The organism is Hydrogenophaga sp. UC242_50 (genome assembly GCF_042697355.1).
GTDB lineage: Bacteria > Pseudomonadota > Gammaproteobacteria > Burkholderiales > Burkholderiaceae_C > Hydrogenophaga.
Genome location: NZ_CP170553.1, coordinates 4,732,745 through 4,755,886, shown reverse-complemented (window position 1 = coordinate 4,755,886; position 23,142 = coordinate 4,732,745). Strand labels below are relative to the sequence as shown.

Below are 23,142 nucleotides of genomic sequence, written 5' to 3'. Positions count from 1 at the left end.
ACGATGGGGGCACTTAGCGGCCCATGATCAACCGTTCCCAAGATTCTTTCGTGCATTCCAGCAGCGTCGGCTGGCCCAGCAACTCCTCGCTCAGCGCCGACGACGTGCGGATGGACAAGCGGTCCACGCTGGCCGTGCACCAGCTGTTCTTCGACCAGTTGAACCACGTCGCCAACCTGGGCAGGGGCCCGCTCAAGGGCCATTGGTTCAAGGGCATCGACAGTGGCGATGAAAGCGCCATCCGCGAAAGCATGGACGCCGCGCTGTCGCAGAACAAGTGGGCCGCCGTTCAAACACTCCATCTGTATGCCAGGGCGCTCAGAGAGCACCAGACGACGGGCTCCTGCTGCCTTTCCCACACCGACCGGATTCAGAAGCTGATTGCGCTGCGCCTGACCAGTGAAGACGTGTGGCGCGAACTGAGCACGATCGATCTTTCGCGTGGTGTGAACGTCATCGGCGACCAGAACAACGTGAACGTCGGTGGCGACCACAACACCGTGAATGTCATCGGCCACAGCAACCAGGTGACCGTCAACGGCCACCACAATCAAGTGGCCCGCACCAGCCCCATCGATGCCTGGACATCGGCCCACAACGCCAACGTGTCCACGACGGCCAATCCCAACCATTCCGACGTTCTCGGCCTTCGCGAGAACGCCTTTCCCTGAGGCGGTCCGGTCAACCCAGCTCCGCCAGCCCCGGGTTGAACACCACTTCCCACAGGTGCCCGTCCGGGTCCTGGAAGTGGCCGGCATAGCCGCCGTAGAAGGTCTCTTGCGCGGGCTTGACGATGCGCGCGCCGGCTTCGGTGGCCTGCCGCATCACGGCGTCCACCGCCTCGCGCGAGTCCACGTTGTGGCCCAGCGAGAGTTCCAGCGCGCTCGACGCCTGCGCGGTGGGCGAGAGCAGCGGCAGGCCGGTGTCGGCCGCCAGGCTGCGGCGCGGCCACAGCGCGAGCTTCAGGCCGTTTTGCAGATTGAAGAAGGCCACGGCGCCGTTCTCGAACTCGGCGCCGATGATGCCCTTGGTGGCCAGGCCCAGGCCGTCGCGGTAGAAAGCCACCGCGCGTTCGAGGTCGTCCACGCCGAGGGTGATGACGGTGATGCGGGGCTTCATGGCCAGGGCTCCCTTCAGCGGCGCAGCTTGTAGCCGGTGCGGAACACCCACCAGATGAAACCCAGGCACAGCGCCATGAACACCAGCGTCATGCCCGTGCTCACGGCGATGTGCACGTCGGCCACGCCGTAGAAGGCCCAGCGGAAACCGCTGATGAGGTAGACCACCGGGTTGACCAGCGAGACCGTCTGCCACAGCGGCGGCAGCATGTTGATGGAGTAGAACGCGCCGCCCAGGAAGGTCAGCGGCGTCACCACCAGCAGCGGGATCACCTGCAGCTTCTGGAAGTTGTCGGCCCACAGGCCGATGATGAAACCGAACAGGCTGAAGGTGACGGCAGTGAGCAGCAGGAAGCCGAGCATCCACACCGGGTGCGCGATGTGGTACGGCACGAACACGCGCGCCGTGAGCAGGATCAGCAGGCCCAGCATCACGGACTTGGTGGCCGCCGCGCCCACGTACCCCAGCAGCACCTCGATCCACGACACCGGCGCGGACAGCAGCTCGTAGATGGTGCCGGACCACTTGGGCATGTAGATGCCGAACGAGGCGTTGGAGATGCTCTCGCTCAGCAGCGAGAGCATGACCAAGCCAGGGATGATGAAGGCGCCGTAGGTGACGCCGTCGATGTCGCCCATGCGCGAGCCGATGGCGGTGCCGAAAACGATGAAATACAGCGAGGTGGTGAGCACCGGCGCGAGGATGCTTTGCGTGATGGTGCGGAAGGTGCGCGCCATCTCGAAGCGGTAGATGGCCTTGATGCCGTGGATGTTCAGGCTCATGCGCGGGCCTCCTGTTTCTTGTGGACGAGGCTCACGAAGATGTCTTCGAGCGAGCTTTCGCTGGACTGCAGGTCCTTGAAGTCGATGCCCTGCGCGTGCAGCGTGCGCAGCAGTTCGGCGATGCCGGTTTCGTCTTTCTGGGTGTCGAAGGTGTAGGTGAGCGTCTGGCCGGCGCCGGAAAGCTCCAGCGGCCAGCGCGCGAGCGCCTCGGGCACGCACTCCAGCGGTTGCTGCAGTGTGATGGTGAGCTGCTTCTTGCCGAGCTTGCGCATGAGCACGTCCTTGTCTTCCACCACGATGAGTTCGCCCTGGTTGATGACGCCGATGCGGTCGGCCATGTCCTCGGCTTCCTCGATGTAGTGCGTGGTCAGGATGATGGTGGTGCCGCGGTCGCGCAGCTCGCGCACCATGCGCCACATGTCGTGCCGCAGCTCCACGTCCACGCCCGCGCTGGGCTCGTCGAGAAACAGGATCTTGGGCTCGTGCGACAGTGCCTTGGCGATCAGCACGCGCCGCTTCATGCCACCCGAGAGCGTGAGGATCTTGTTGTCCTTCTTGTCCCAGAGCGAGAGATCGCGCAGCACCTTCTCGATGTAGACCGGGTCGGGCGCCTTGCCGAACAGGCCCCGGCTGAAGCTCACCGTGGCCCAGACGGATTCGAAGGCGTCGGTGTGCAGTTCCTGCGGCACCAGACCGATGGCGGCGCGCGCCGCGCGGGTAGTCGCGCACGGTGTCGTGCCCGTCGGCGATCACCACGCCCTCGCTCGCATTCGCGATGCCGCAGACGATGCTGATGAGCGTGGTCTTGCCCGCGCCGTTGGGGCCGAGCAGGGCGAAGATCTCGCCCCGGCGGATGTCGAGATCGACGCGCTTGAGTGCCTGGAAACCGCCCGCGTAGGTTTTGCTCACGCCGCGCACGGACACGATGGGGTCGGCGGTGTTCACCGCCTGGGAAGAAAGGGACATGGAGCCTCCTGAAGCGCCACACTCTAGCACTGTTTTTGTGTACAGTGGTCATCCCATGCCGAACGTCCACATTCCGATTCAGGCCATCAAGGGCCGGGGCATCAGCCACCAGCAGCCGCACCGCTTCCTGCGCGACGAGCGCCAGGCGTTCGACGACGGCTGGGGTGCGCTGGACGAGGCCGCACTCGCGCGGGGCGAGGTGCCGCCCCCGGCCACCCAGGTGACCTGGGAAAACTGCAAGAGCGCGATCACCAGGAACGACTCACCCGACGTGGGCTTCATGCTCGGCCTCAACCCCTACCGAGGCTGTGAGCACGGCTGCGTGTACTGCTACGCGCGGCCCACGCACAGCTACCTCAACCTCTCGCCCGGGCTGGACTTCGAGACCAAGATCATCGCCAAGCGCAACCTCGCGGAGGTGCTGCGGCGCGAACTCGCCAGCCCGCGCCACGTGCCCGGCCTGCTGGCCATCGGCACCGTGACCGACGCCTACCAACCCATCGAACGCGAACTCAGGCTCACCCGGGCCGCGCTCGAGGTGCTGGCGCAGGCGAAACACCCACTGGCGATCGTCACCAAGGGCAGCGGCGTGGAGCGCGACATCGACATCCTCGCGCCCCTGGCCGCGCAAGGCCTGGCGGCGGTCTACGTGACCATCACCTCGCTCGACGGCAAGCTCGCCCGTGCGCTGGAGCCGCGCGCGGCCGCGCCGCACCGGCGCCTGCGCATCCTGCGCACGCTGGCCGACGCGGGCATTCCGGTGGGCGTGAGCGTGGCGCCGCAGATCCCCTTCATCACCGACGACATGGAGCAGGTGCTCGAAGCCGCGTGGGACGCCGGCGCGCGCCGCGCCTTCTACACCGTGCTGCGCCTGCCTTGGGAACTGAGCCCGATGTTCCGCCAGTGGCTGGACCTGCACTACCCGGACCGCGCCCTGCGCGTGATGGCGCGCGTGCAGGAAATGCGCGGCGGCAAGGACTACGACGCGGACTTCGCGCAGCGCATGCGCGGCAGCGGCATCTGGGCCGACCTGATCCGCCAGCGCTTCAACAAGACCTGCGCGCGCCTGGGTTTCAACACCGAGCGCGAGCCGCTGGACACCTCGCAGTTCAAGCCGCAGGCGCTGCGGGCGCAGCAGGAGCTGTTCTAGCGGGGCACGGCGCGCTTCGGCGCTTGAGGCGCTGAAGTGTTGCGGTCTTCCGACACCACAGCACCCTCTGCCGGGCTTCCCGCGGCGGGTGTCCATTCGCGCATCGGTATGGAGCGACGAATTCGATCATCGAACTGCGGAGTTGGCGGAATGGGTTGCGGTTTGGGTGGGGTGATCACATTGGGGTCATTCGTCAATCCAGTGAAGTCCGACCTTGGATGAATCGTTGAGGGTGGCCGAGCATGCGTCGCCATCTCAACGAGAACATTCAGGAGGACTGCCATGACCCCATCGACCCCCCGGCGTGGGCTGACGATCCGAAGCGCGGCGATTCCCGAGGTGAACGGTGTTCCCTTGCTGGAGCCCCTGAAGCTCGAAGGCGAGGAGGGCCTCAACACGCTGTTCGAGTACCGGCTGGTGCTGCAGAGCGCGGAAGGCGGTGGTGGGAATCATCTCGACCTCAACCGCTTCATCGGCCGAGAGCTGACCTGCTGCCTCGAACTCGAAGGCCAGGGCAGCTTCGTGCCCGGGGTGCCCGGGGGCGCCGGGGCCAACCAGGGCGCAGGGGTGCGGGAGATCTCGGGCCTGATCACCGAAGCCCGGTACATCGGCGAGTCCGGGCGCCACGCCTTGGTGGAGTTCACCCTTCGGCCCTGGCTGCACCTGGCCACGCTGAGCACCGACTGCAAGGTCTTCCAGGACCAGAGCCCGGTGGAGATCATCGAGGCGGTGCTGGGGGAGTACCCGTTCGCGGCGGACAAGCGCCTGATCGAGCGCTACCCGCGGCGCGACTACACGGTGCAGTACAACGAGAGCGACTACGAATTCGTCAGGGGTGAACCGCTCAATGCGTATGAGGCGAAGGTCGTGAAGAACTACGAGGAGAAGAGTCAGACGAACGCGGTTTTGAAAAAGGCTATTCAAAAGCGCATCGACGATAGGAACGAAATCCAAAACACGGGCTACCCCTATGCATCAATGATGTGGCAAGCGCAAGACAGGTACGCAAGAAAAAGCGTCTTCGAACCGGAAGAGAACCGTGTAGTCGATGAGAGTGGTGTGTTCCCCGTACTGAGTGATAAGGATGCTCCCGATCTCTATGAAAGCAGGAACGAGAAGCTTGCCCTCCAAATGCTGACGCATGGACGTCGAGAAGGTGGCGGCTACTTCCTTCCACGCATGGTGTTCGAGTAAAGGAGGCCGAGTGATGAAGCCTTCTCGAACGAAAGCCGTGTTGCACGGGCTTGGATTTCTTTGCATCGCAGCCTCGCTCGTGGGTTGTATAGGCGTTGACGGAGGTTTGCGGGAGTACGTGGAGAAGATGAAGCGGGAAGATCCGGAGTTCTATGCAGAACTGGAGAGAGAACGCATTCAGCGGCGATTGGAGGCCACGGAAGTGCTCGGCGTGAGCATGACTTGCTTCAACCATGGCGACTACGGTGCGACCAACTTCGCAGTGGAAGAGGTTGCTCACGGGCAGATCACGCGGGGCATGGTCGGTGGCCCCTTCGGCTGCGGAGGTGTCCTGGCGCTGGGTTATCCGGTGCCTCTCAAATGGCGCCCGGGCCTCAAGGTCAAGGTGCGCTGGAACACCTACGCCCCCGGCGCGGCCGAGCCCACGAGGCACGAGAAGACCACCACCATCCTGCCCTACGACCGGGTGGGGTCGGTGTACGTGCATTTCTTCCCGGGTGACCATGTGCGAGTCGCTGTGAGCGGCTATTACGGCGTCGGGCATCCTCTGCATCCCATCGCCGAGGAATTGCTCGTTCCTCCTCCCGAGATCGAATGAACGTGCGGGCGCGTGCGCTGGTCGGTTTTCAGCCCGGGAGCAACTCCGGCGCCGCCGCCAGATACTCCGTGGCGCGGCGCTTGGCGCGGATGTCGTCGTACACGCGCTGCGCCTGGGCCGGTGTCATCTTCAGCGCGACCGCGAGTTCTTCGGCCGAGCGGCCGTGTTCCAGCGCCCACAGCGCGATGTCCATCTGCGCATAGGGCAGCGCGAAGTAGAACTCGTCCTGGCCTTGCGGCAGGGTGTAGGTGTCGGTCGTGGGCACGGCGTTGCAGATCGCGTCGGGCAGGCCGAGGTGGCGCGCCATGGCGTAGACCTGGGTCTTGTAGAGGTGCGCGATGGGTTTGAGGTCGGCCGAGCCGTCGCCGTTCTTCACGAAGAAGCCCTGGTCGTATTCCAGCCGGTTGGGCGTGCCCACCACGGCGTAGTTCAGCCGGTCGGCGTGGTAGTAGTCCATGGTCTTGCGCACGCGCTGCTTGAAGTTCGTGGCGGCCACGATCTGCAAATACTCGCGCAGCGGCAGGCGCACGCTTTGCTGTTCACCGCCGGGCGATTGCACGACGAGCTTGAAGAAGTTGATGCCGCCTTCCACACCGCCGGCGATCACGATCTTGTTCTTCCAGCCTTCGCCGTACGCGGGCACCACGCGGCGGATGGCTTCGTCGCGCTGCTGGTAGCAGCCCAGGGCTTCGAGCGCGGGCGCGATGTCGTGCACCTGGTATTCGATGCCCAGGTGCTCGGCCAGCTGGCGGCCGCGCTCGGTGCTGAAGCCGCTGGAGTCGCGCTCGGGCAGCAGCAGGCCGAACACCTTTTTCGCCCCCAGCGCGCGCACCGACAGCGCGGCGCACACCGAGCTGTCGATGCCGCCGCTGATTGCGCACCACCAGGCCGCGCCGGCGCAGCTTCTGCGTGAGCACCTGCGGAATCCACTGCGAGATGCGCTGGAGTTCGGCCTCGCAGTCCAGCGCCAGGGACTCGGGGCCCAGGGGCACGGCGCTCATCAGGCCGCCCCTTGCTGTTTGCGCTGCACGAAGGCCTCGATGGCGTTCAGCGAATCGAGGTTCTCCGGCACCATCTCGTCGTCGCCGATCTTGAAGCCGTAGGTCTCTTCCAGGTGCGCCACCAGCTCCAGGAAACCGGTGGAGTCCAGCACCTGGTGTTCCAGGAAGGAGTCGTCGTCGCCGGGCGAGACGGCGCCTGCGCCGAGCAGGAAGTTCTCTTCGATGTAGCGCCGCACGTCGGCTTTGATGGTGCTCATGGATGGGGTTCCGTTGGGGGTTGCAAGTTGAAAGAAGAAAACATCAGGCCAGGTCGCGCCGCCGCAGCTTGCCCGATTCGGTGAGCGGCAGCTCGTCGACGAAGGCCACGGTCTTGGGCGCCATCCAGCTCTCCAGCCGGGCCAGGCAGTGGCGGATGATCTCGCGTTCGCTCAGCGTCGCGCCCTCGCGCAGGCGCACGAAGGCTTTCACGGCCAGGCCCAGGCGCTCGTCGGGCGTGCTGGTGACCGCGGCTTCGCGCACGCCGGGCAGCTCGCAGATGGCGTGTTCCACCTCCAGCGGGTAGACCTTCTCGCCGCGCGACTTGAACATGTCGTCGGTGCGGCCCACGCAGTAGAGCCAGCCGTCGGCATCGCTGCGGAAGACGTCGCCGGTGCGCAGGGTGTTCTCGCCTGGGAGCGGGCCGGGCGAGAGGCGGCTGGGCTGGCCGGCGGGCGCGTTCCAGTAGCCCGCGCTCACGTGCGCGCCGCAGACCACCAGTTCGCCGGTGCTGCCATGGGGCAGGCGCTGGCCGCTCTCGTCTTCCAGCCAGTGTTCCTGGTGCGGGATGCCGCGCCCCACGCTCTCGGGCCGGGTGTCCACTTCCTCGTGCGGCAGGTAGCTCGCGCGCATGCATTCGGTGAGGCCGTACATCAGCAGCAGCCTCGCGTGCGGCAGGCGCTCGCGCAGCTGCGCGGTGTGCGCGGCGGGCAGGGCGGCGGCGGCGTTGGTGATGAGGCGCAGCGCGCTCAGGTTGTGCGCGCTCAGGTCCAGCGCGAGCAGGCTGGCCCATAGCGTGGGCACGCCGGGGAACACGGTGACGCGCTGCGCGGCGAGCCGCTGCAGCAAGCGCATGGGGAAGGCGGCGGTGTTCTCCAGCACCAGCGTGGCGCCGATGCCCAGGCCCATGAGCACGTGGTACAGGCCGTAGCTGAAGGTGGGCGGCAGGGCCAGGCCGATCACGTCGTCGTGCGCCAGGTGCAGGTAGGCCTGCACCGCGCGCCAGGCCGCGAGCATGTTGGCGTGGCTGAGCATCACGCCCTTGGGCACGCCGGTGGTGCCAGAGGTGTAGATGAGCGCGGCGAGGTCGCCTGGATTGCCGGGCCCGGCATGGGTGGTGGCCGTGGTGGTGGGCTGCGGCCAGGGCTGGGCGTTCGTGTCGCCCTGGGCCCACACCAGGGGTGCCTGGGGCGTGTCGGCCAAGGCCGCTGCCCACGCCGTGGCCAGCGAGGCCTGGGTGAGCAGGGCGCGCGCGCCGGTGTCGGCCAGCACGTGGGCGAGCTTGGCGGCCTTGGTCTGCGGCCCCAGCGGCACCACCACGGCGCCCAGGCGCCAGACCGCGTGCAGGCCGGCCACGTAGTCCACGCCGCTGTCGAGCAGCAGCACCACGCGGTCGCCCGCGCCGATGCCGGCGGCGTGCAGCGCGTTGGCGACGCCGTTCACGCGCTCGTTGAGTTCGCGGTAACTGACGTCGCGGTCGGCGACGATCACGGCGGTCTTGTCGGGCACTTCGAGGCAGCGCGCATCGAAGGCGCTGTGCACGAAGGGGCCGGGCAGGAAGGCGAGTGCGCTCATGCCAGCTCCAGCGCGGGGGTGGCGGGCCGCACGAACTGCCCGTGCAGCAGCATGGTGGAGAGCACGCCCACGAAGGCCATGTTGTCGGCGAAGCCGATGGCGCGGCCGGCCGCGCACTTGGCGCTCAGGCGCGCGACGGCGGGCGCGTCGAACAGGCCGGCGTCGCGCACGCTGGCCTCGCTCAGCAGCTCGGCCACCCAGGGCAGGGGTTTACCGGCCTCGAAGAAGCTGGCGCTGTCGGGTGAGCGGTAGGGCTGCTTGGTGCGGCGGCCGATCTGCGGCGGCAGCTCGTGCGCGAAGGCCTCGCGCAGCAGCAGCTTCTCGCTCAGGCCGCGCATCTTCAGGCGCGGCGGCAGGCGGCTGGCGAAGGCGATCACGCGCGGGTCGAGGAAGGGGTAGCGCCCTTCGATCGACGCGGCCATGGCCATGCGGTCGCCCTGCGCGGCGAGCAGGTAGCCGCTCATGAGGGTGTGCGCTTCCACGTACTGGTCGCGCGCCATGGGCAGCCACTGGCCGAAGCCGTCCGGCAGGCGCGCGCGCAGCTGGGCGGCCGGGTCGTGCCGCGCCAGGGCCTGCTGCTGTTCGGGCGTGAAGAAGGCCCAGGCGCGCCGCGTGGTGGACAGGCGGGTCTGGTGCGCGAAGACCGCGTCGTCGCCGGGCACGGTGCTGTCGGTGAAGAAGCGTTGCGACATCGCGTTGGAGCCGCCGGGCGAGCGCGCGAGCCAGGGGTAGAGCCGCTCGACCACGCGGGCGCGGCGCGGCGAGTCGGGCAGTTGCGCGACGAAGCGGCGGATCTTCGCTTCCTTGAACAGGTCGTAGCCGCCGAAGACCTCGTCGGCCCCTTCGCCGGTGAGCACCACCTTGTAGCCGGCGGCGCGCACGCTGTCGGCCAGGCGCAGCATGGGCGTGGGGGCGGTGCGCACCAGCGGGGTCTCGGCGTGCCACACGGTGCGCGCGAATTCGGCGGCGATGTGGTGCCGGCCGCAGCCGATGGACGAGTGCTGCGTGTTCAGGTGCCGCACCATGGCCTGCTGGTGCTCGCTTTCGTCGAACTCGGCGTCGTCGAAGGTGAGCGAGAAGCTGCGCAGCGGTGTGTCGGTGTGGCGGCGGATGATGGTGGTGAGGATGGACGAGTCCAGCCCGCCGCTGAGGTAGGCGCCCACCGGCACATCGGCGCGCAGCTGCAGGCGCACCGCGTCCACCAGCAGGGCGTGCAGTTCGTCGGCCAGCGCGTCTTCGTCCACCGGCGCGAAGGGGTCGGTGACGGGGAAGTCCCAGTCCCACCAGCGCGTGAGCGTTTCGCCCTGCGCGTCCACCACCAGGCAGTGGCCGGGCGGCAGGCAGTGGATGCCTTCGAAGGCCGAGCGCGGCGCGAGCGGCGCCCACCAGCCGAAGCTGGCGGCCAGGCCGGCGGGGTCCAGCCCGCGCGGCACCTCAGGCAGCGCGAACAGGGCCTTGGCTTCGGAGGCGAAGGCCAGCCGCGGGCCCACGCGCGTCCAGAACAGCGGGCGGATGCCCACGCCGTCGCGCGCCAGCAGCAGGCGCTGGCGCGGGCCGTCCCACAGGCCGAGGGCGAACTGCCCGTTCAGGCGCGAGAGAAAGGCATCGCCCCAGGCCTGATAGGCGTGCAGCAGCACCTCGGTGTCGGAGTCGGTGGCGAAGCGGTGGCCGGCCTGGCGCAGCTCTTCGCGCAGCTCGATGTAGTTGAAGATCTCACCGTTGAAGACCAGCTGCACGCGGCCGTCCGCGCTGCCCATGGGCTGGGCGCCGCCTTCAGGGTCGATGATGGCCAGCCGCGCATGGGCCAGGCCGATCGGGCCATCGACCCAGGTGCCCCGTCCGTCCGGGCCGCGGTGGCCCAGCGTGCCGATCATGGCGTCCAGCTCGGCCCGCGCGGGCGGGCGCCGGGGGCTGAAGAGGCCTGCGATGCCGCACATGTTCAGGCCCTCGCAGCGCGGTGTGGCGGGTCAGAGCGCATCGCTGTCGTCGCTCGCGTCGGTCAGGCCCCAGCGGGCCTTGGCCAGGCGCCTGGCCAGGGCCGGGTCGCGCGACTGCACGCCGCACAGGCGGCCTTCGTCGTCGCGCGAGGGCAGGAAGCCGGCGCGCGCGGCCACGCGTTGCGTGGCGCTGTCCTGCAGGTTCAGCCGCACGCAGCTGCAGCGCCGGGCGGCGGCTTCGCGCACCGCGTCGTGCAGCAGGCCCATCAGGGTGGCGTCGTTGTCGTGGTGCCAGTCGATCACGTGCAGCTCGGGCCGGCCCTTGTCGTCGGTTTCCATCGCCCAGGCGATCAGGCCCACCACCTTGCCTTCGCGGCGCGCCACGCGCACCACGAGCGAACGCCGGGGGTTGCCCAGCAGCCGCTGCTGCAGGTAGCTGCTGTCGCGGCGCAGGTGCACGCTGGCCGGATCGAGGGTGTCGGGCACGGCCAGTGCCGGGTCGAGCTGGGTGGTGTTTTCCAGCGTGAGGCCGCGCGGCCGGTGGCGGCGCAGCGCGAGCCGGCGCAGGGCCAGGCCGCCGTTGCGCACGCGCATCGCCAGGGGCAGGCCGGCCACCGCCGGCCAGCGGCGGCGCACGAAGGGCGCGAGGTCCAGCGGGTGGGTGAAGGTCAGGCGCGAGGGCAGCGGCTCGAACATGCGGCGCACGATGCCGGCCGAGTTCTGGTTGGCGCCCACCGCGAGGGTGAAGTCGTACCGCGCGAGCATGGCCTGGTTGAGCCAGATGCCCAGGCCCGACTCCTGCGTCTCGGGGCGCACCAGCAGGTCCATCACCTGGGCGCCCGCGTGCAGCTGGCCGTCGTGCTCGACGCGCAGTTCCTCCACGCCGATGATGGCCAGCAGCCGGCCCTTGGCGCGCAGGCACCACAGGTCGCCAAAGCCGCCGCTGGCGCGCCCGAGCCGGTAGCGCCAGCGCAGGTAGGTGTCGTCGTCCCAGCCGCCGTTGAGGTGCTCGCGGCGCAGTGCGATGACCTCGGGCAGGTCGGCGAGCAGGGCCGGGTTCAGGCCGAGCTGCAGCGCCGTGGCGTCCAGCCCCAGGCTGCGCGCCACCAGCCGGCCGAGCTTCTCGTGCTCGGGCAGGCGGGGCGCGGGCGCCACGGAGCGCCGCACATCAGGCGTTTTCACTCAGCACCCCGTGCACCTTGAGGAAGGCCAGCACATCGCCGATGCGGGTCATCTCGCGCGACACCTCGGCCGTGAGCTCGATGCCGAAGCGCTCGTCGAGTTCGGCCATGAGCATGAGCGCGCCCATGGAATCCCAGTCGTCGATGGCGTCGCGTTGCAGGTCGGCGTGCATGTCTTCCACGGGCAGGTTGAAACACTCGGCGAGCATGGCGAGGGCATCGCTCACGGACACCTGGGTCTTGGATTTCTCACTCATCGGTGGCACCTCGATTCAATGACAGGCCTTCACCGTCGTCGTGCAGCAGCACGGCGCGGTCGTCGATCTGGATCATGGCCGATCCCCATGACAGTCCGACGCCATAGCCCAGCAGCATCCAGTGCAGCCGCTGCCCCGGCGCGGGCGGGGTGAGCCGGCGCGTCATGGCCACGGCCACCGAGGGGCCGCCGCAGTTGCCGCTGTCCTCGATGGACATCGGCACCCGGTCGTCCGGCAGTCCGCTCTTCTTCATCAGGTGTTTCATGATGAAGCGGTTGGACTGGTGGAACACGAAGGCGTCGACGTCGGCCACGGTCTTGCCCGCGAAGGCCAGCGTCTCGGCGATCAGCGGGGGCACGCGCTTGATGGTGAAGTTGAAGATGGCCGCGCCGTCCATTTCCAGGAAGTGGTGGCGCGGGTTGGTCGGCTCGCGGTCGCGGAAGGCGCCGCCGCGCAGGATCAGCCCGTTGGCGCCGCTGCCATCGGTGTGCAGCACGAACTGACCGCCGGCCCCGGGCGTGTCGTCGAGCTCCAGCGCGGTGGCCGAGCCGGCGTCGCTGAACAGCAGCACGGTGGCCTGGTCTTCGGGGCTCACGAAGCGGCTGGGCGTTTCGCCGTGCAGCATCAGCACGCGCTGGTGGCCCCCGGCGCGCAGCATCGCGGCCGCGATGTACAGGCCATAGGGATAGCCGGAGCAGCCCAGGCCGACGTCGAACGCGGCGCAGGTGTCGGGCAGGCCCAGGCGCTGCTGCAGCAGGCAGCTGGTGGAGGGCAGGAAGTGGTCGGGCGTCTGGGTGACGAAGATCAGCGCGCTCACGCTCTCGGGCGCCCAGCCCAGGCGCTCCATCAGCCGCGTGGCGGCGCGGTGGCACAGGTCGGCCGAGGTGATGGACGGGTCCACCACGCGGCGTTCGCGCACGCCGGCCATGGCCACGACCTTGCGCACGTCCTCCGGCGGGAAGCCCAGGGCCGGGTCGAGGTTGTCCACGACCATCGGAGGCAGGCACGTGCTGATGCCTGCGATGCGGAAACCGCCGATGTTCGATTGACTCACTCGACTTCCCTCTTTGATTCGGTCGCGTCCCCTGGGCGCTGAGGCGGGGCGCTGGTTTTGTACCCCGGCCAGTATACGGAAGGGCCCCGGGCCGAGGCGCCGCCCGGGCCCGGGGCCGGTCAAATGTCACAAAAGGCGGGCCAGCGCGTCCTCCCGCCAGTGGTGCAGGGCGGTGTAGAAGCCTTCCCAGACGCAGCCGTTGCAACCCCGCCCGCAGCAGGTGGCGGGCTCGGGTGGTGGCGGGCGCAGGGCGCTGTCCAGGTCCATGCCCCGGCGCTGCGCCAGGCCGCGCAGGTGGGCGACGAGCGCCTGCGCGGTGGGCAGGTCGGCCAGCGGCACGCCGGCCGGGTCGTGCCGCGTGAAGCGCGCTTGCTCGCGCCCCTCGAACGTGCCCACCTCCGCGAACATGGCCGCCGGCCGCACCCACAGGCCCCAGCCGCCGTAGAGCGCGCGGTACAGGGTCATGCCCTGCAGGGTTTCGCTGCAGCGCACGGTGTCCAGCACCTCGTACCAGCCGCCCTTGTAGTGGCGGTAGAGGCCAGGTGGCGTGGGGTTCAGCGGGGGCAGGTCGTCGTCGGTCATGGCGGGGAGTTTAGGCGCCGGCCTTGATCGGGATCGACGGCACCGGCACGTAGAACTCGCCGCCCGCGGCCTTGAACTCGGCCGACTTGCCGGCCATGCCCTGTTCGGCGTAGTCGCGCACGTCCTGCGTGATCTTCATGGAACAGAACTTCGGCCCGCACATGCTGCAGAAGTGGGCTTCCTTGCTGCTGTCCTTGGGCAGGGTCTCGTCGTGGAAGTCGCGCGCGGTGTCCGGGTCCAGGCCGAGGTTGAACTGGTCGTGCCAGCGGAACTCGAAGCGCGCCTTGCTCATGGCGTCGTCGCGCGCGCGGGCGCCGGGGTGGCCTTTGGCGATGTCGGCCGCGTGCGCGGCGATCTTGTAGGCGATCAGGCCCTGCTTCACGTCGTCGCGGTCGGGCAGGCCCAGGTGCTCCTTGGGCGTGACGTAGCAGAGCATGGCCGTGCCCATCCAGCCGATCATGGCCGCGCCGATGGCCGAGGCGATGTGGTCGTAGCCGGGCGCGATGTCGATGGTGAGCGGGCCCAGGGTGTAGAACGGCGCCTCGTGGCAGTGCTTGAGCTGCTCGTCCATGTTGGCCTGGATCAGGTGCATCGGCACGTGGCCCGGCCCTTCGATCATGGTCTGCACGTCGTGCTTCCACGCGGTCTGCGTGAGCTCGCCCAGGGTTTTCAATTCGGCGAACTGGGCTTCGTCGTTGGCGTCGGCGGCGCTGCCGGGGCGCAGGCCGTCGCCGAGCGAGAAGCTCACGTCGTAGGCCTTCATGATCTCGCAGATCTCGTCGAAGTGCGTGTAGAGAAAGCTCTCCTGGTGGTGCGTGATGCACCACTTGGCCATGATGGAGCCGCCGCGCGAGACGATGCCGGTGCGCCGGTTCGCGGTGAGGTGGATGAAGGGCAGGCGCACGCCGGCGTGGATGGTGAAGTAGTCCACGCCCTGTTCGGCCTGCTCGATCAGCGTGTCGCGGTAGATCTCCCAGCTCAGGTCCTCGGCCACGCCGCCCACCTTCTCCAGCGCCTGGTAGATCGGCACGGTGCCGATGGGCACGGGCGAGTTGCGCACGATCCAGTCGCGCGTGGTGTGGATGTTGCGGCCGGTGGAGAGGTCCATCACGTTGTCCGCACCCCAGCGGATCGCCCACACCAGCTTGTCCACTTCTTCCTCGATGCTGGAGGTGACGGCCGAGTTGCCGATGTTGGCGTTGACCTTGACCAGGAAGTTGCGGCCGATCGCCATCGGCTCCACCTCGGGGTGGTTGATGTTGGCCGGGATGATGGCGCGGCCGCGCGCCACCTCGTCGCGCACGAACTCGGGCGTGATGATCTCGGGGATGCGCGCGCCCATGGGGTTGCCGCGCAGGCGCGCCTCGCGCGCCGCGTCGCCCAGGTACTCGGCCATCCATTCGCGCTTGCCGTTCTCGCGCACGGCCACGTACTCCATCTCGGGCGTGACGATGCCGCGGCGCGCGTAGTGCATCTGCGTCACGTTCGAGCCGGTGCGCGCGCGGCGCGGCGTGCGCTGCAGGCCGATCGCGGAGGCGCGCAAGGCCTCGATGCGCTCGGCATCGCGCGCTTCGTGTTTCACACCATCGTCCAGCGCCTGGCGCGCGCGGCCCTCGTAGGTTTCGGTGTCGCCGCGCGCGGCAATCCACGCGCCGCGCACCTCGGGCAGGCCGCGCGTCACGTCGATCGCGGCCGTCGGTTCCGAGTAAGGGCCCGAGGTGTCGTACACCACGACGCGCTCGCCGTTGGTGAGCGCGATCTCGCGCATGGGCACGCTCACGCCGGGCAGCTGGCCGGGCACGTGGATCTTGCGGGAGGCGGGAAAGGGTTCGCGGCTGAGCGCGAGCGAGGCGGTGGGGGATCTTGTCGGGGGCATTCATGGTGGCGGTCTCCGGTTCCGGTGGATGGGCATGGATGAATGCTCCGGAGGACCGCCCCAGTGACCGCGTGCGCGGGCGCCGCCCTTCCGCCGGGGGAAGGGCCACGCCCGCATGCCGCCGTGGGGCATGCGCTCTTCTTTCGCCGGTACTAACCGGATCAAGTTCACGGGTTCGGCCGTCAAGCCGTCTCAGCGCCGGACCCTTTCGAGTCCGTGCACCCCGGAGCAGGGCAGAGTGTACGCGGACACGCTTTGTCACAAGAACACGACAGAACAGCGATAGATTGCCGCGCAAGATGGATTCCACAGAAAGGCAGGATGCAAACATGGACAAATCAATGATGAAGGGCCTGGTCGTCGGCGGGCTCGCCACGGTCGTCATCGGCGCCAGCGGCGTCACCGGCTACCAGACGCTCATGAAACCCAAAGTCGCCGAGGTGGTCGAGGTGAAGGAAGTCATGGCCACGGTGGTCACGCCGCGCGAGCATTGCGAGGACGTGACGGTGCAGCGGCAGGCGCCCGTGAAGGACCAGCACCGCATCGCCGGCTCGGTGATCGGCGGCGTGGCCGGCGGCCTGCTGGGCAGCACGATTGGTGGCGGCAGCGGCAAGACGCTGGCGACCGTGGCCGGTGCCGCGGCTGGCGGCTACGCCGGCAACCAGGTGCAGAAGAACATGCAGCAGAAAGACACGGTCGCTTCGGTGGAGCGGCGCTGCAAGACGGTCAACGAAAAGACGCAGAAGCTCAGCGGCTACCAGGTGACCTACCGCCTGGATGGCAAGGACGGCACGGTGCGCACCTCGTTCAAGCCCGGCGCGACGCTGCCGGTGAAGGACGGCCAGGTGGTGACCACACCACCGCCCGACGCGAAGTCGTGAAGCCGGCGCGGCGCAGTTGCAAGAAAGTGCAACGGCGCCGAGCGGGCCCTCAGATCAGGATGTCGAACAGGTTGGAGAAGGTGTCCGTCCACGGCCGGAAGCCCGGGCGCGGTGTCAGCACCTGAGCATCCCGCAAGGCGGGCGGCAGGTTCGCCGCCTGCGCCGGGTTGACGAACACCACCCACGAGGAGCGCCGGCAGAACGGGTCGCCATGGCCCGACGGCAATTCCAGCAGCAGCGCCACCTTGCCCATGTGCAACGCGGCCGAGGCCATCACCGGGCGCAGGTCCAGGTAGGTGTTGGTGATGTGCACCGCGAGCAGCCCGTCCGGCCGCAGGTGGCGCTGGTAGGCGTCAAAGGCTTCGAGCGTGAGCAGGTGGGTGGGAATCGAGTCGCCTGAAAACGCGTCCATGGCCAGCAGGTCGAAGGCCTGCGGGGCCTCGCGCTCCAGCATCAGGCGGCCATCGCCCAGCACCGGCACGGTGCGCGCGGCGCTGTCCGAGAGAAACGTGAAATGCCGCCGCGCCAGGTCCAGCACCTGGTCGTTGATCTCGTACAGGCGCATCTCGTCGCCCGCCCGGCCGTACACCGCGAGCGTGCCCGCGCCCAGGCCCACCACGCCGAGTTTGCGCGGTCGGTCGGAGGGCAGGCTCAACAGCGCGCGGCCGATGCCGGTGCGCTCGCAGTAATAGGCGGTGGCGCGCTTCGGGTGGTTGAGGTACTGCTCGCCGTGCGTGATGCTGCCGTGCACCATCTTGCGGACCGGGCCCAGGCCGTCCTTGTCCACGCTCTGCTCGATGCGCGTCTGGCTGTAGAAGTTGCGCACCACCTCGGTGTAGCCCTGCACGTAGTCCAGCGAGATGCTGGCCAGGCGCGCGCCATAGAGCAGCAGCGCCAGCAGCAGGGCGGCGCGCCAGCGTGCGCGCAGCCCGGGCCAGAGCACCCGCACCGTCAGCAGCGCGCACAGGAACAGGCCCAGCGGCAGTTCGAAGTAGGCGTTGAAGACCGCTGGTGCCACCAGGCCCACGAACAGGCCGCCCAGTGCGCCGCCCACCGAGAGCATCAGGTAGAACAGCGTGAGGTGGCGCAGCGGCGGGCGCCGGCGCACCAGCTCGCCGTGGCAGACCATGCAGAACACGAACACCGCCGCGCACAGCAGGGCCACCAGCACCGGCACGTCCAGGCCTTCGTTCATCGCGAAGTCCAGCGCGACGAAGGCCAGCGGCAGGGCGCCCAGGAAAAGCGGGCGCACGTAGTAGCGCGGCGCGTCGAAACACAGGATGAAGCTCAGCAGGTACAGCGCCAGCGGCAGCACCCAGAGGAAGGGCACGGGCGCCACGTCCTGCGTGAGGTGGCGCGTGATGGCCAGCAAGAGCATGGAGGCGGTGGCCGCCAGGCCCACCCACAGCAGGCACTCGCGCCAGCTGGGGCGGGGCGCGTCTTCGAGCTGGGCGGTGTGGGCCGTGGCGCCGTTCTGGCGCCGCACCGTGTAGCCCGCCGTGCGCAACGCAGACCAGCACGAACAGCGCGTAGCCGGCCGACCACACCCAGGCCTGTGGCTTCACCGCCAGCACCGGCTCGACCAGCACCGGGTAGGACAGCAGCGCCAGCATGGACGCCAGGTTGGACAGCGCGTACAGGCGGTAGGGCTGCACGCCCCGGGCCACGAAGGCGCGTGCGTACCAGGCCTGCATCAGCGGGCCGGTGGTGGACAGCAGCAGGTAGGGCACGCCCACGGTGGTGGCGAATACGGCGAGCACGCTCCAGGTCGGGTGCGCCTGGGCGTCGAGCTTCCAGGACGGATCGGCCACCACCGGCAGGGTGCGCAGGCTGAGCAACAGCAGCGCGCCGTGCACCCAGGGCTGGCGCCGCGCGCTGAGCTTCTCGTGCACCAGGTGCACATAGGCGTACCCCAGCAGCAGCTCCACCTGGAAGAACACCATGCACAGCGTCCAGACCGAGGACGATCCACCGAACCACGGCAGGATCATCTTGGCCACGATGGGCTGGATCTGGAACAGCAGGAAAGCGGACAGGAAAACCGTGGCTGCGAACAGAGGCATGGTGAGGGGTCCTGAGCGACGCGATGCCGGAGTATGGCCGCTGTGCCTCCGAACGGACCGCTCAGGACGCCGCTGGATGCCGCCGCCGGCCTTCGGCGATGAAGGCCTCGACCTCGTCGTCGAACTGCCGCAGCTGACGCACCACGACCTTGCGCAGCAGGTCCAGTTCGCTCACGGTGAGGGGGTCGTCGGAGCGGGCGGGCACCGCCATGAACAGCGAGCAGCGCAGCGCGGGGCGCCGGATGCGGTGCAGGCGCACGGTCTTGTCGCCGATGCAGGAGTGCACGCCGCTGAGCGGGATGACCGAGCAGCCATGGCCGTTGCGCACCAGGTCCAGGATGGCCGTGAGGTTGGCGATCTCGTGCACGACCTGGGCGGTCTTGCCCAGCCGGGCCAGCGCGGCCGAGAGCGTGACGTGGATGGCATTGCCCTCGCCCGCGGTGATCAGGGGCAGGCGAGCGATGTCGGCCAGCGGGACCGAGCTGCCGGGCTCGGTGCCGCCGGCCATGGCCTGGGCCGTCACGAGGTACAGGTCTTCCTCGGCGATCGGTGTGAGCAGCACCTTGTCGGTGGGGGCGGTGTTGTAGACCACCGCGCAATCCAGCTTGCCCGCCGCGACCAGGTCCATCAGGTTGGCCGAGAGGCCGTCCACCGAGCGCATCGCGACTTCGGGGATGTCGTTCTGAAAGGCTTCCACCAGCGGGACCACGATGGTGCGCGCCAGGCTGGGCGGCAGGCCCACGGCCAGGCTCAGGCGGGCCGCCTTGCCGTCGCCCCGCACCACGCGCGGAATCTGCGCCATCTGCTGCAGCACCAGGTGGGCCTGCTCCAGCAGCCGCCGCCCCGCGGGCGTGAGGTCCAGGCCCCGGCCGGTGCGGCGAAACAGCGCCACCTGGAGTTCGGCTTCCAGCATCGCGAGCTGCCGGCTGAGCGCGGCCTGGGTCAGGCCCAGACCGTGGGCCGCCGCCGTGAGGCTGCCCACCTCGGCCACCTTGCAGAAATTCTGGAGTTGTTTGACGTCCATGCGAGCCATGAAAAAAAGTGATGTCCGGTTTCGGTGAATCTACCATTCAAACGCGCGAGACATAGAACTAGATTAACTCTGTTAGCAGAAATACTTGTATCTGATTTCAGGAGTTGACCGCCATGAACGAGCTCGCGAAGCCCATCACCCTCCACGCCAGACCCCGGGGTGCCGACCGCCACCAGTACCTCACCCAGACCAACGCCGGCACACCCGCCGGCGAGTTGCTGCGCCGCTACTGGCAGCCGGTGGCGCTGGTGGCGTCCCTGCCGGCCGGCGCGCCGCCGCAACCGATCCGCATCCTGGGCGAAGACCTCGTGCTCTTTCGCGACGACCAGGACCGCGTGGGCCTGATCGACCGCAAGTGCGCGCACCGCTGCACCGACCTCGCGCTGGGTCGCATCGAGGACGGGGGCATCCGCTGCCCGTATCACGGCTGGTTGTTCGATGTGGCGGGCCGTTGCCTGGATCAGCCCGCGGAGGCCTCGGCCACGGCCAGGCACCGCATCCAGATGAAGTCCTATCCGCTGCACCAGGCCGCGGGCGCGTTCTGGGCCTACATGGGGCCCGGAGAGCCGCCGCTGTTCCCGAACTACCCGGCGCTGCAGGGCGGCGCGGCGCATTGCTACACCACGCGCTGGCTCGGGGAGTGCAACTGGCTGCAGGCCAGCGAAGGCAACATCGACCCGGTCCACACCTCGTACCTGCACCAGCTGGAGCTGGCGGACGAGCAGATGAAGGCGCGCTGGGGCGTGTTCGCCAACCAGGCGCGCCCCGAGCTGTCGATCGAGGACACGCGCTTTGGTGTTCGCCTGTACACGCGCCGGCAGATCGAAGGCACGGACCGCTGCTCCCTGCGCATCACCAACTTCGTGATGCCCAACGCCTGCGCGGTGGGCGGCTTCGAGGGTTACCTCGGTGAAGGGGGCCTCACCATGCTGTGGGACGTGCCGATCGACGACGAGCGCCATTGGCGCTGGGAGTTCATCTTCCACCGCAGTGGGTCGCTGGACACGGCGGCGCTGGAAAAGCAGTACCAGGCGGAGAAGGAGGAGGGCGACCGCATGTGGCGGCGCAAGGACGGCCTGTACGCGCAGAACCGGGAGGCGATGAAGCGCGAGGAGTACCTGGGCCTGGGCCAGTGCTTCTCGGTGCACGACATTGCGATCACCCAGTCGCAGGGCGTTGTCCACCAGCAAAGGGACGAGCACCTGTCGTCGTCCGACATCGCCATCGTGCGCGCGCGCCGCATGCTCGACGAAGCCGTGGACACCGTGCAGGCCGGAGGCGACCCCCGCGGCGTGGTGCGGCAGGCGCAGGAGAACGACTTCCGGGACATGGTGGTGGTCACCGGCGAGCTGCCGAACGCGATGCCCAAGGAGGCGTATTGCGCCCGCTACGCGGCCGATGCCACGCTGTTCGCGCCCCAGACCGCCGGTTCGCACGCCGGTGCGGCGGCATGAGCGCGCTCATCGTGGCCGAGCGGCAGGCACCGGCTCGCCAGGGGCTGGAGACCATCCGCGTGCGCGTGCGCTCGGCCCGGCGCGTGGCGCTGGACGTGCGCGAGCTCACGCTCGAGGCGCTCGACGGCGGTGAACTGCCGGCTTACACGCCCGGTGCGCACATCGACCTGCACCTGCGGCCCGGCCTGGTGCGCCAGTACTCGCTGTGTGGCGATGGCGGCGACCGCGCGAGCTACACGGTGGCGGTCAAGCTCGAGGCCGCCTCGCGGGGCGGTTCGCGCTTCCTGCACGAGGCCGTGGCCATCGGCACCGTGCTCGACATCGGGACGCCCCGCAACCACTTCCCGCTGCTGACGGACGCGGCGCACAGCGTGCTGGTCGCCGGCGGCATCGGCATCACGCCGCTGTTGAGCATGGCGCGCCACCTGCAGGCCGGTGGCAAGCCGTTCGAGCTGCTGCATTTCGTGCGCGCCGCGGAGCACGCGGCCTACCGGGAGCTGCTGGCGTCCGATCCTTTTTCGGCCCACTGCCGGCTCTGGTGCGGCCTGCCACCCGAGGCGGTGCGCGAGCAGCTGGAACGCGCGCTGTCCAGGCCGCCTGCGGGCGCCCACCTCTACCTTTGCGGACCGGCCGGTTTCATGGACACGGTGCTCGCGGTGGCGGCGCGCCACTGGCCGCTCGGCCAGGTGCACCTGGAGCATTTCGCCGCGCCCACCACCGCCTCGGAGGCCACCGACAGCGCGTTCGAGGTCCGCCTCGCGCGCGGTGCCCGCACGGTGACCGTGCCGGCGCACATGACCATCGTGGACGCGCTGCGCGAGCAGGGCGTGGCCGTCGAGACCGCGTGCGAACAAGGCATCTGCGGCACCTGCGTCACCCCCGTGCTGGAGGGCGAGGTCGACCACCGCGACGGCTTCCTGACCGACACCGAAAAAGCGCAAGGCGACTGCATCGCGCTGTGCGTCTCGCGCGCGCGCGGCCCGTTTCTCACCCTGGACCTCTGAGTCCAACCCTTTCCCCACAACGAGGAGACACCCCATGAAAACCAGCCTCACCCTGGCGGCCCTGCTGGGCGCGCTGACCAGCGCCCACGCGCAAACACCCACGCCCGGCGGCGTGCAGCTCTACGGGGTGCTCGACACCGGCGTGGAGCACCTCAACAACGTGGGTGCGTCCGGCGCCAGCGTGACCCGCATGCCCTCGCTCAGCGGTGGGCAGCTGCCCTCGCGCTGGGGGCTGCGCGGCAACGAGGAACTGGGCGGCGGCCTCAAGGCGGTGTTCACGCTTGAGTCCGGCTTCGGCGTGGACAACGGCACGGCCCTGCAGGGCGGGCGGGCTTTCGGCCGCCAGGCCTTCGTGGGCCTCTCCGCGCCCTGGGGCACGCTGACCCTGGGGCGCCACTGGACCATGAGCTTCTATTCGATGCTCGATGCCGACGTGGTGGGCCCGGCGGTGTTCGGCTCGGCCGCGCTGGACCCTTACCTGCCCAACGCCCGCACCGACAACGCGATCGCCTACCGGGGCAGCTTCGGCGCGCTCACGGTCGGTGCCACCTATTCGCTGGGGCGCGATGCCCTGGCGCCGGCCAACTGCGCGGGCGAGAACACGGTGCGCGAGTGCCGCGCCTGGTCGGCCATGGTGAAGTACGACGCACCCCGCTGGGGTGTGGCGCTGGCGCACGACCTGCAGAAGGGGGGCGCCGCGGGCAATTTCTTCGGGCAGCCTCCCGGCACGCTGCCGGCCGCCGGCAACCTGGACCGCCGCACCCTCCTCACCGGCTACGCGAAGCTGGGCAGCGCGAAGATCGGCGCCGGCTGGATCCAGCGCCGGCTGCGGGCCTCGCCGACTCCGCTGTCCACCGACCTCGTGTTCGTCGGCACCAACGTGCCCCTGTCCGGCGCCTGGAGCGTGGACGCGCAGGTGCTGCAGCTGCGCGACGAGCGACCCGACGCGAACGCCCGCATGCTCGTGCTGCGCGGGAACTATGCGCTGAGCCGGCGCACCTCGGCCTATGCGCTGTTGGGCCGGGTGTCCAACGACCGCCTGGCGGCCTATTCGATTTCCGCGGGCGAGCTGTCCAGCGCCGCGCCGCTGGCCGGGCGCGGTCAGACCGGTTTCATGCTGGGCATGCGCCACAGCTTCTGAAACCCACGGCACGTTTTCATCGAACCCCGAACGAGAAGA

Annotated in this window: 20 protein-coding genes, 3 pseudogenes and 1 riboswitch; of the genes and pseudogenes, 8 read left to right on the top strand and 15 right to left on the bottom strand. The window is 69.0% G+C overall.

Annotated features, from left to right (window positions below; all coding sequences use genetic code 11):
* The first annotated feature begins 23 nt into the window (after positions 1–23).
* Positions 24–671, top strand: coding sequence for a hypothetical protein (locus tag ACFJGX_RS24255; RefSeq protein WP_382323539.1), 648 nt, complete (start codon positions 24–26; stop codon positions 669–671).
* Positions 672–681: 10 nt separating this feature from the next.
* Here ACFJGX_RS24255 and ACFJGX_RS24250 read toward each other — a convergent pair whose 3' ends face one another.
* The 3 genes and pseudogenes from ACFJGX_RS24250 to ACFJGX_RS24240 form a co-directional block, all read right to left on the bottom strand.
* On the bottom strand, positions 682–1,119 hold the full coding sequence (locus ACFJGX_RS24250) for a VOC family protein (protein ID WP_382323540.1): 438 nt from the start codon (positions 1,117–1,119) through the stop codon (positions 682–684).
* Positions 1,120–1,133: 14 nt separating this feature from the next.
* Positions 1,134–1,895 carry an ABC transporter permease gene (locus tag ACFJGX_RS24245; RefSeq protein ID WP_291116570.1) on the bottom strand — a complete coding sequence of 254 codons (762 nt, stop codon included), beginning with the start codon at positions 1,893–1,895 and terminating at the stop codon, positions 1,134–1,136.
* Between the two features lie 2 nt (positions 1,896–1,897).
* Positions 1,898–2,867 (bottom strand): annotated as a pseudogene (locus ACFJGX_RS24240) (ABC transporter ATP-binding protein).
* A gap of 55 nt (positions 2,868–2,922) precedes the next feature.
* On the opposite strand from ACFJGX_RS24240, the gene ACFJGX_RS24235 reads away from it, so the two are divergent.
* The 3 genes from ACFJGX_RS24235 (at position 2,923) to ACFJGX_RS24225 (ending at position 5,809) form a co-directional block, all read left to right on the top strand.
* Positions 2,923–4,017 carry a PA0069 family radical SAM protein gene (locus ACFJGX_RS24235; RefSeq protein WP_382327225.1) on the top strand — a complete coding sequence of 365 codons (1,095 nt, stop codon included), beginning with the start codon at positions 2,923–2,925 and terminating at the stop codon, positions 4,015–4,017.
* A 282-nt stretch (positions 4,018–4,299) separates the two neighbouring features.
* Positions 4,300–5,211 (top strand): contractile injection system protein, VgrG/Pvc8 family, encoded by a 912-nt coding sequence (locus ACFJGX_RS24230; protein WP_382323542.1) that lies wholly within the window; start codon positions 4,300–4,302, stop codon positions 5,209–5,211.
* 13 nt (positions 5,212–5,224) lie between these two features.
* Positions 5,225–5,809: a DUF3304 domain-containing protein gene (locus ACFJGX_RS24225; RefSeq protein ID WP_382323543.1), complete on the top strand. Its 585-nt coding sequence runs from the start codon at positions 5,225–5,227 to the stop codon at positions 5,807–5,809.
* Between the two features lie 28 nt (positions 5,810–5,837).
* On the opposite strand, the gene nadE is transcribed toward ACFJGX_RS24225, so the two are convergent.
* The 10 genes and pseudogenes from nadE to thiC form a co-directional block, all read right to left on the bottom strand.
* On the bottom strand, positions 5,838–6,659 hold the full coding sequence (gene nadE, locus ACFJGX_RS24220) for an NAD(+) synthase (protein ID WP_382327223.1): 822 nt from the start codon (positions 6,657–6,659) through the stop codon (positions 5,838–5,840).
* Between the two features lie 150 nt (positions 6,660–6,809).
* On the bottom strand, positions 6,810–7,067 hold the full coding sequence (locus ACFJGX_RS24215; RefSeq protein ID WP_382160587.1) for an acyl carrier protein: 258 nt from the start codon (positions 7,065–7,067) through the stop codon (positions 6,810–6,812).
* Positions 7,068–7,110: 43 nt separating this feature from the next.
* Entirely contained in the window at positions 7,111–8,640 is a 1,530-nt protein-coding gene (locus tag ACFJGX_RS24210) for a class I adenylate-forming enzyme family protein (RefSeq protein WP_382323545.1), read from the bottom strand.
* Positions 8,637–10,577 carry an asparagine synthase (glutamine-hydrolyzing) gene (asnB, locus tag ACFJGX_RS24205; RefSeq protein WP_382323546.1) on the bottom strand — a complete coding sequence of 647 codons (1,941 nt, stop codon included), beginning with the start codon at positions 10,575–10,577 and terminating at the stop codon, positions 8,637–8,639. The genes ACFJGX_RS24210 and asnB overlap by 4 nt, the downstream gene beginning before the upstream one ends.
* A gap of 30 nt (positions 10,578–10,607) precedes the next feature.
* Positions 10,608–11,759: a hypothetical protein gene (locus ACFJGX_RS24200; RefSeq protein WP_382327221.1), complete on the bottom strand. Its 1,152-nt coding sequence runs from the start codon at positions 11,757–11,759 to the stop codon at positions 10,608–10,610.
* Positions 11,746–12,015, bottom strand: a complete 270-nt coding sequence (locus ACFJGX_RS24195) for an acyl carrier protein (protein WP_382160577.1) — start codon at positions 12,013–12,015, stop codon at positions 11,746–11,748. Before ACFJGX_RS24195 ends, ACFJGX_RS24200 begins: the two co-directional genes overlap by 14 nt.
* The gene (locus tag ACFJGX_RS24190; RefSeq protein WP_382323549.1) at positions 12,008–13,069 is read right to left on the bottom strand and encodes a 3-oxoacyl-ACP synthase III family protein; all 1,062 of its coding nucleotides are present in this window, start codon (positions 13,067–13,069) and stop codon (positions 12,008–12,010) included. The genes ACFJGX_RS24195 and ACFJGX_RS24190 overlap by 8 nt, the downstream gene beginning before the upstream one ends.
* Before the next feature lie 126 nt (positions 13,070–13,195).
* Positions 13,196–13,408 carry an oxidoreductase-like domain-containing protein gene (locus tag ACFJGX_RS24185; RefSeq protein ID WP_382325503.1) on the bottom strand — a complete coding sequence of 71 codons (213 nt, stop codon included), beginning with the start codon at positions 13,406–13,408 and terminating at the stop codon, positions 13,196–13,198.
* A 15-nt stretch (positions 13,409–13,423) separates the two neighbouring features.
* Positions 13,424–13,651, bottom strand: a pseudogene (locus ACFJGX_RS24180) (DUF1653 domain-containing protein); the annotation flags it as partial.
* 10 nt (positions 13,652–13,661) lie between these two features.
* A pseudogene (thiC, locus tag ACFJGX_RS24175) lies at positions 13,662–15,531 on the bottom strand (phosphomethylpyrimidine synthase ThiC).
* 117 nt (positions 15,532–15,648) lie between these two features.
* A riboswitch (TPP riboswitch) is annotated at positions 15,649–15,763 on the bottom strand.
* A 93-nt stretch (positions 15,764–15,856) separates the two neighbouring features.
* On the opposite strand from thiC, the gene ACFJGX_RS24170 reads away from it, so the two are divergent.
* Positions 15,857–16,408, top strand: coding sequence for a glycine zipper 2TM domain-containing protein (locus ACFJGX_RS24170; RefSeq protein WP_382323551.1), 552 nt, complete (start codon positions 15,857–15,859; stop codon positions 16,406–16,408).
* A 49-nt stretch (positions 16,409–16,457) separates the two neighbouring features.
* Here the strand turns inward: ACFJGX_RS24170 and ACFJGX_RS24165 are convergent, their stop codons facing one another.
* Both ACFJGX_RS24165 and ACFJGX_RS24160 read right to left on the bottom strand, forming a co-directional pair.
* A complete protein-coding gene (locus ACFJGX_RS24165; RefSeq protein ID WP_382323552.1) occupies positions 16,458–17,915 on the bottom strand; it encodes a spermidine synthase in 1,458 nt (485 codons plus the stop codon).
* Between the two features lie 617 nt (positions 17,916–18,532).
* A complete protein-coding gene (locus tag ACFJGX_RS24160; protein ID WP_382327219.1) occupies positions 18,533–19,495 on the bottom strand; it encodes a LysR substrate-binding domain-containing protein in 963 nt (320 codons plus the stop codon).
* Positions 19,496–19,617: 122 nt separating this feature from the next.
* On the opposite strand from ACFJGX_RS24160, the gene ACFJGX_RS24155 reads away from it, so the two are divergent.
* From ACFJGX_RS24155 to ACFJGX_RS24145, 3 genes are read left to right on the top strand one after another with little or no spacing between them, the layout of a single operon-like run.
* Positions 19,618–20,958 carry a Rieske 2Fe-2S domain-containing protein gene (locus tag ACFJGX_RS24155; RefSeq protein WP_382323554.1) on the top strand — a complete coding sequence of 447 codons (1,341 nt, stop codon included), beginning with the start codon at positions 19,618–19,620 and terminating at the stop codon, positions 20,956–20,958.
* A complete protein-coding gene (locus tag ACFJGX_RS24150) occupies positions 20,955–21,962 on the top strand; it encodes a PDR/VanB family oxidoreductase (protein WP_382323555.1) in 1,008 nt (335 codons plus the stop codon). Before ACFJGX_RS24155 ends, ACFJGX_RS24150 begins: the two co-directional genes overlap by 4 nt.
* Before the next feature lie 34 nt (positions 21,963–21,996).
* Positions 21,997–23,103, top strand: a complete 1,107-nt coding sequence (locus ACFJGX_RS24145) for a porin (RefSeq protein WP_382323556.1) — start codon at positions 21,997–21,999, stop codon at positions 23,101–23,103.
* The last annotated feature ends 39 nt before the right edge of the window (positions 23,104–23,142 follow it).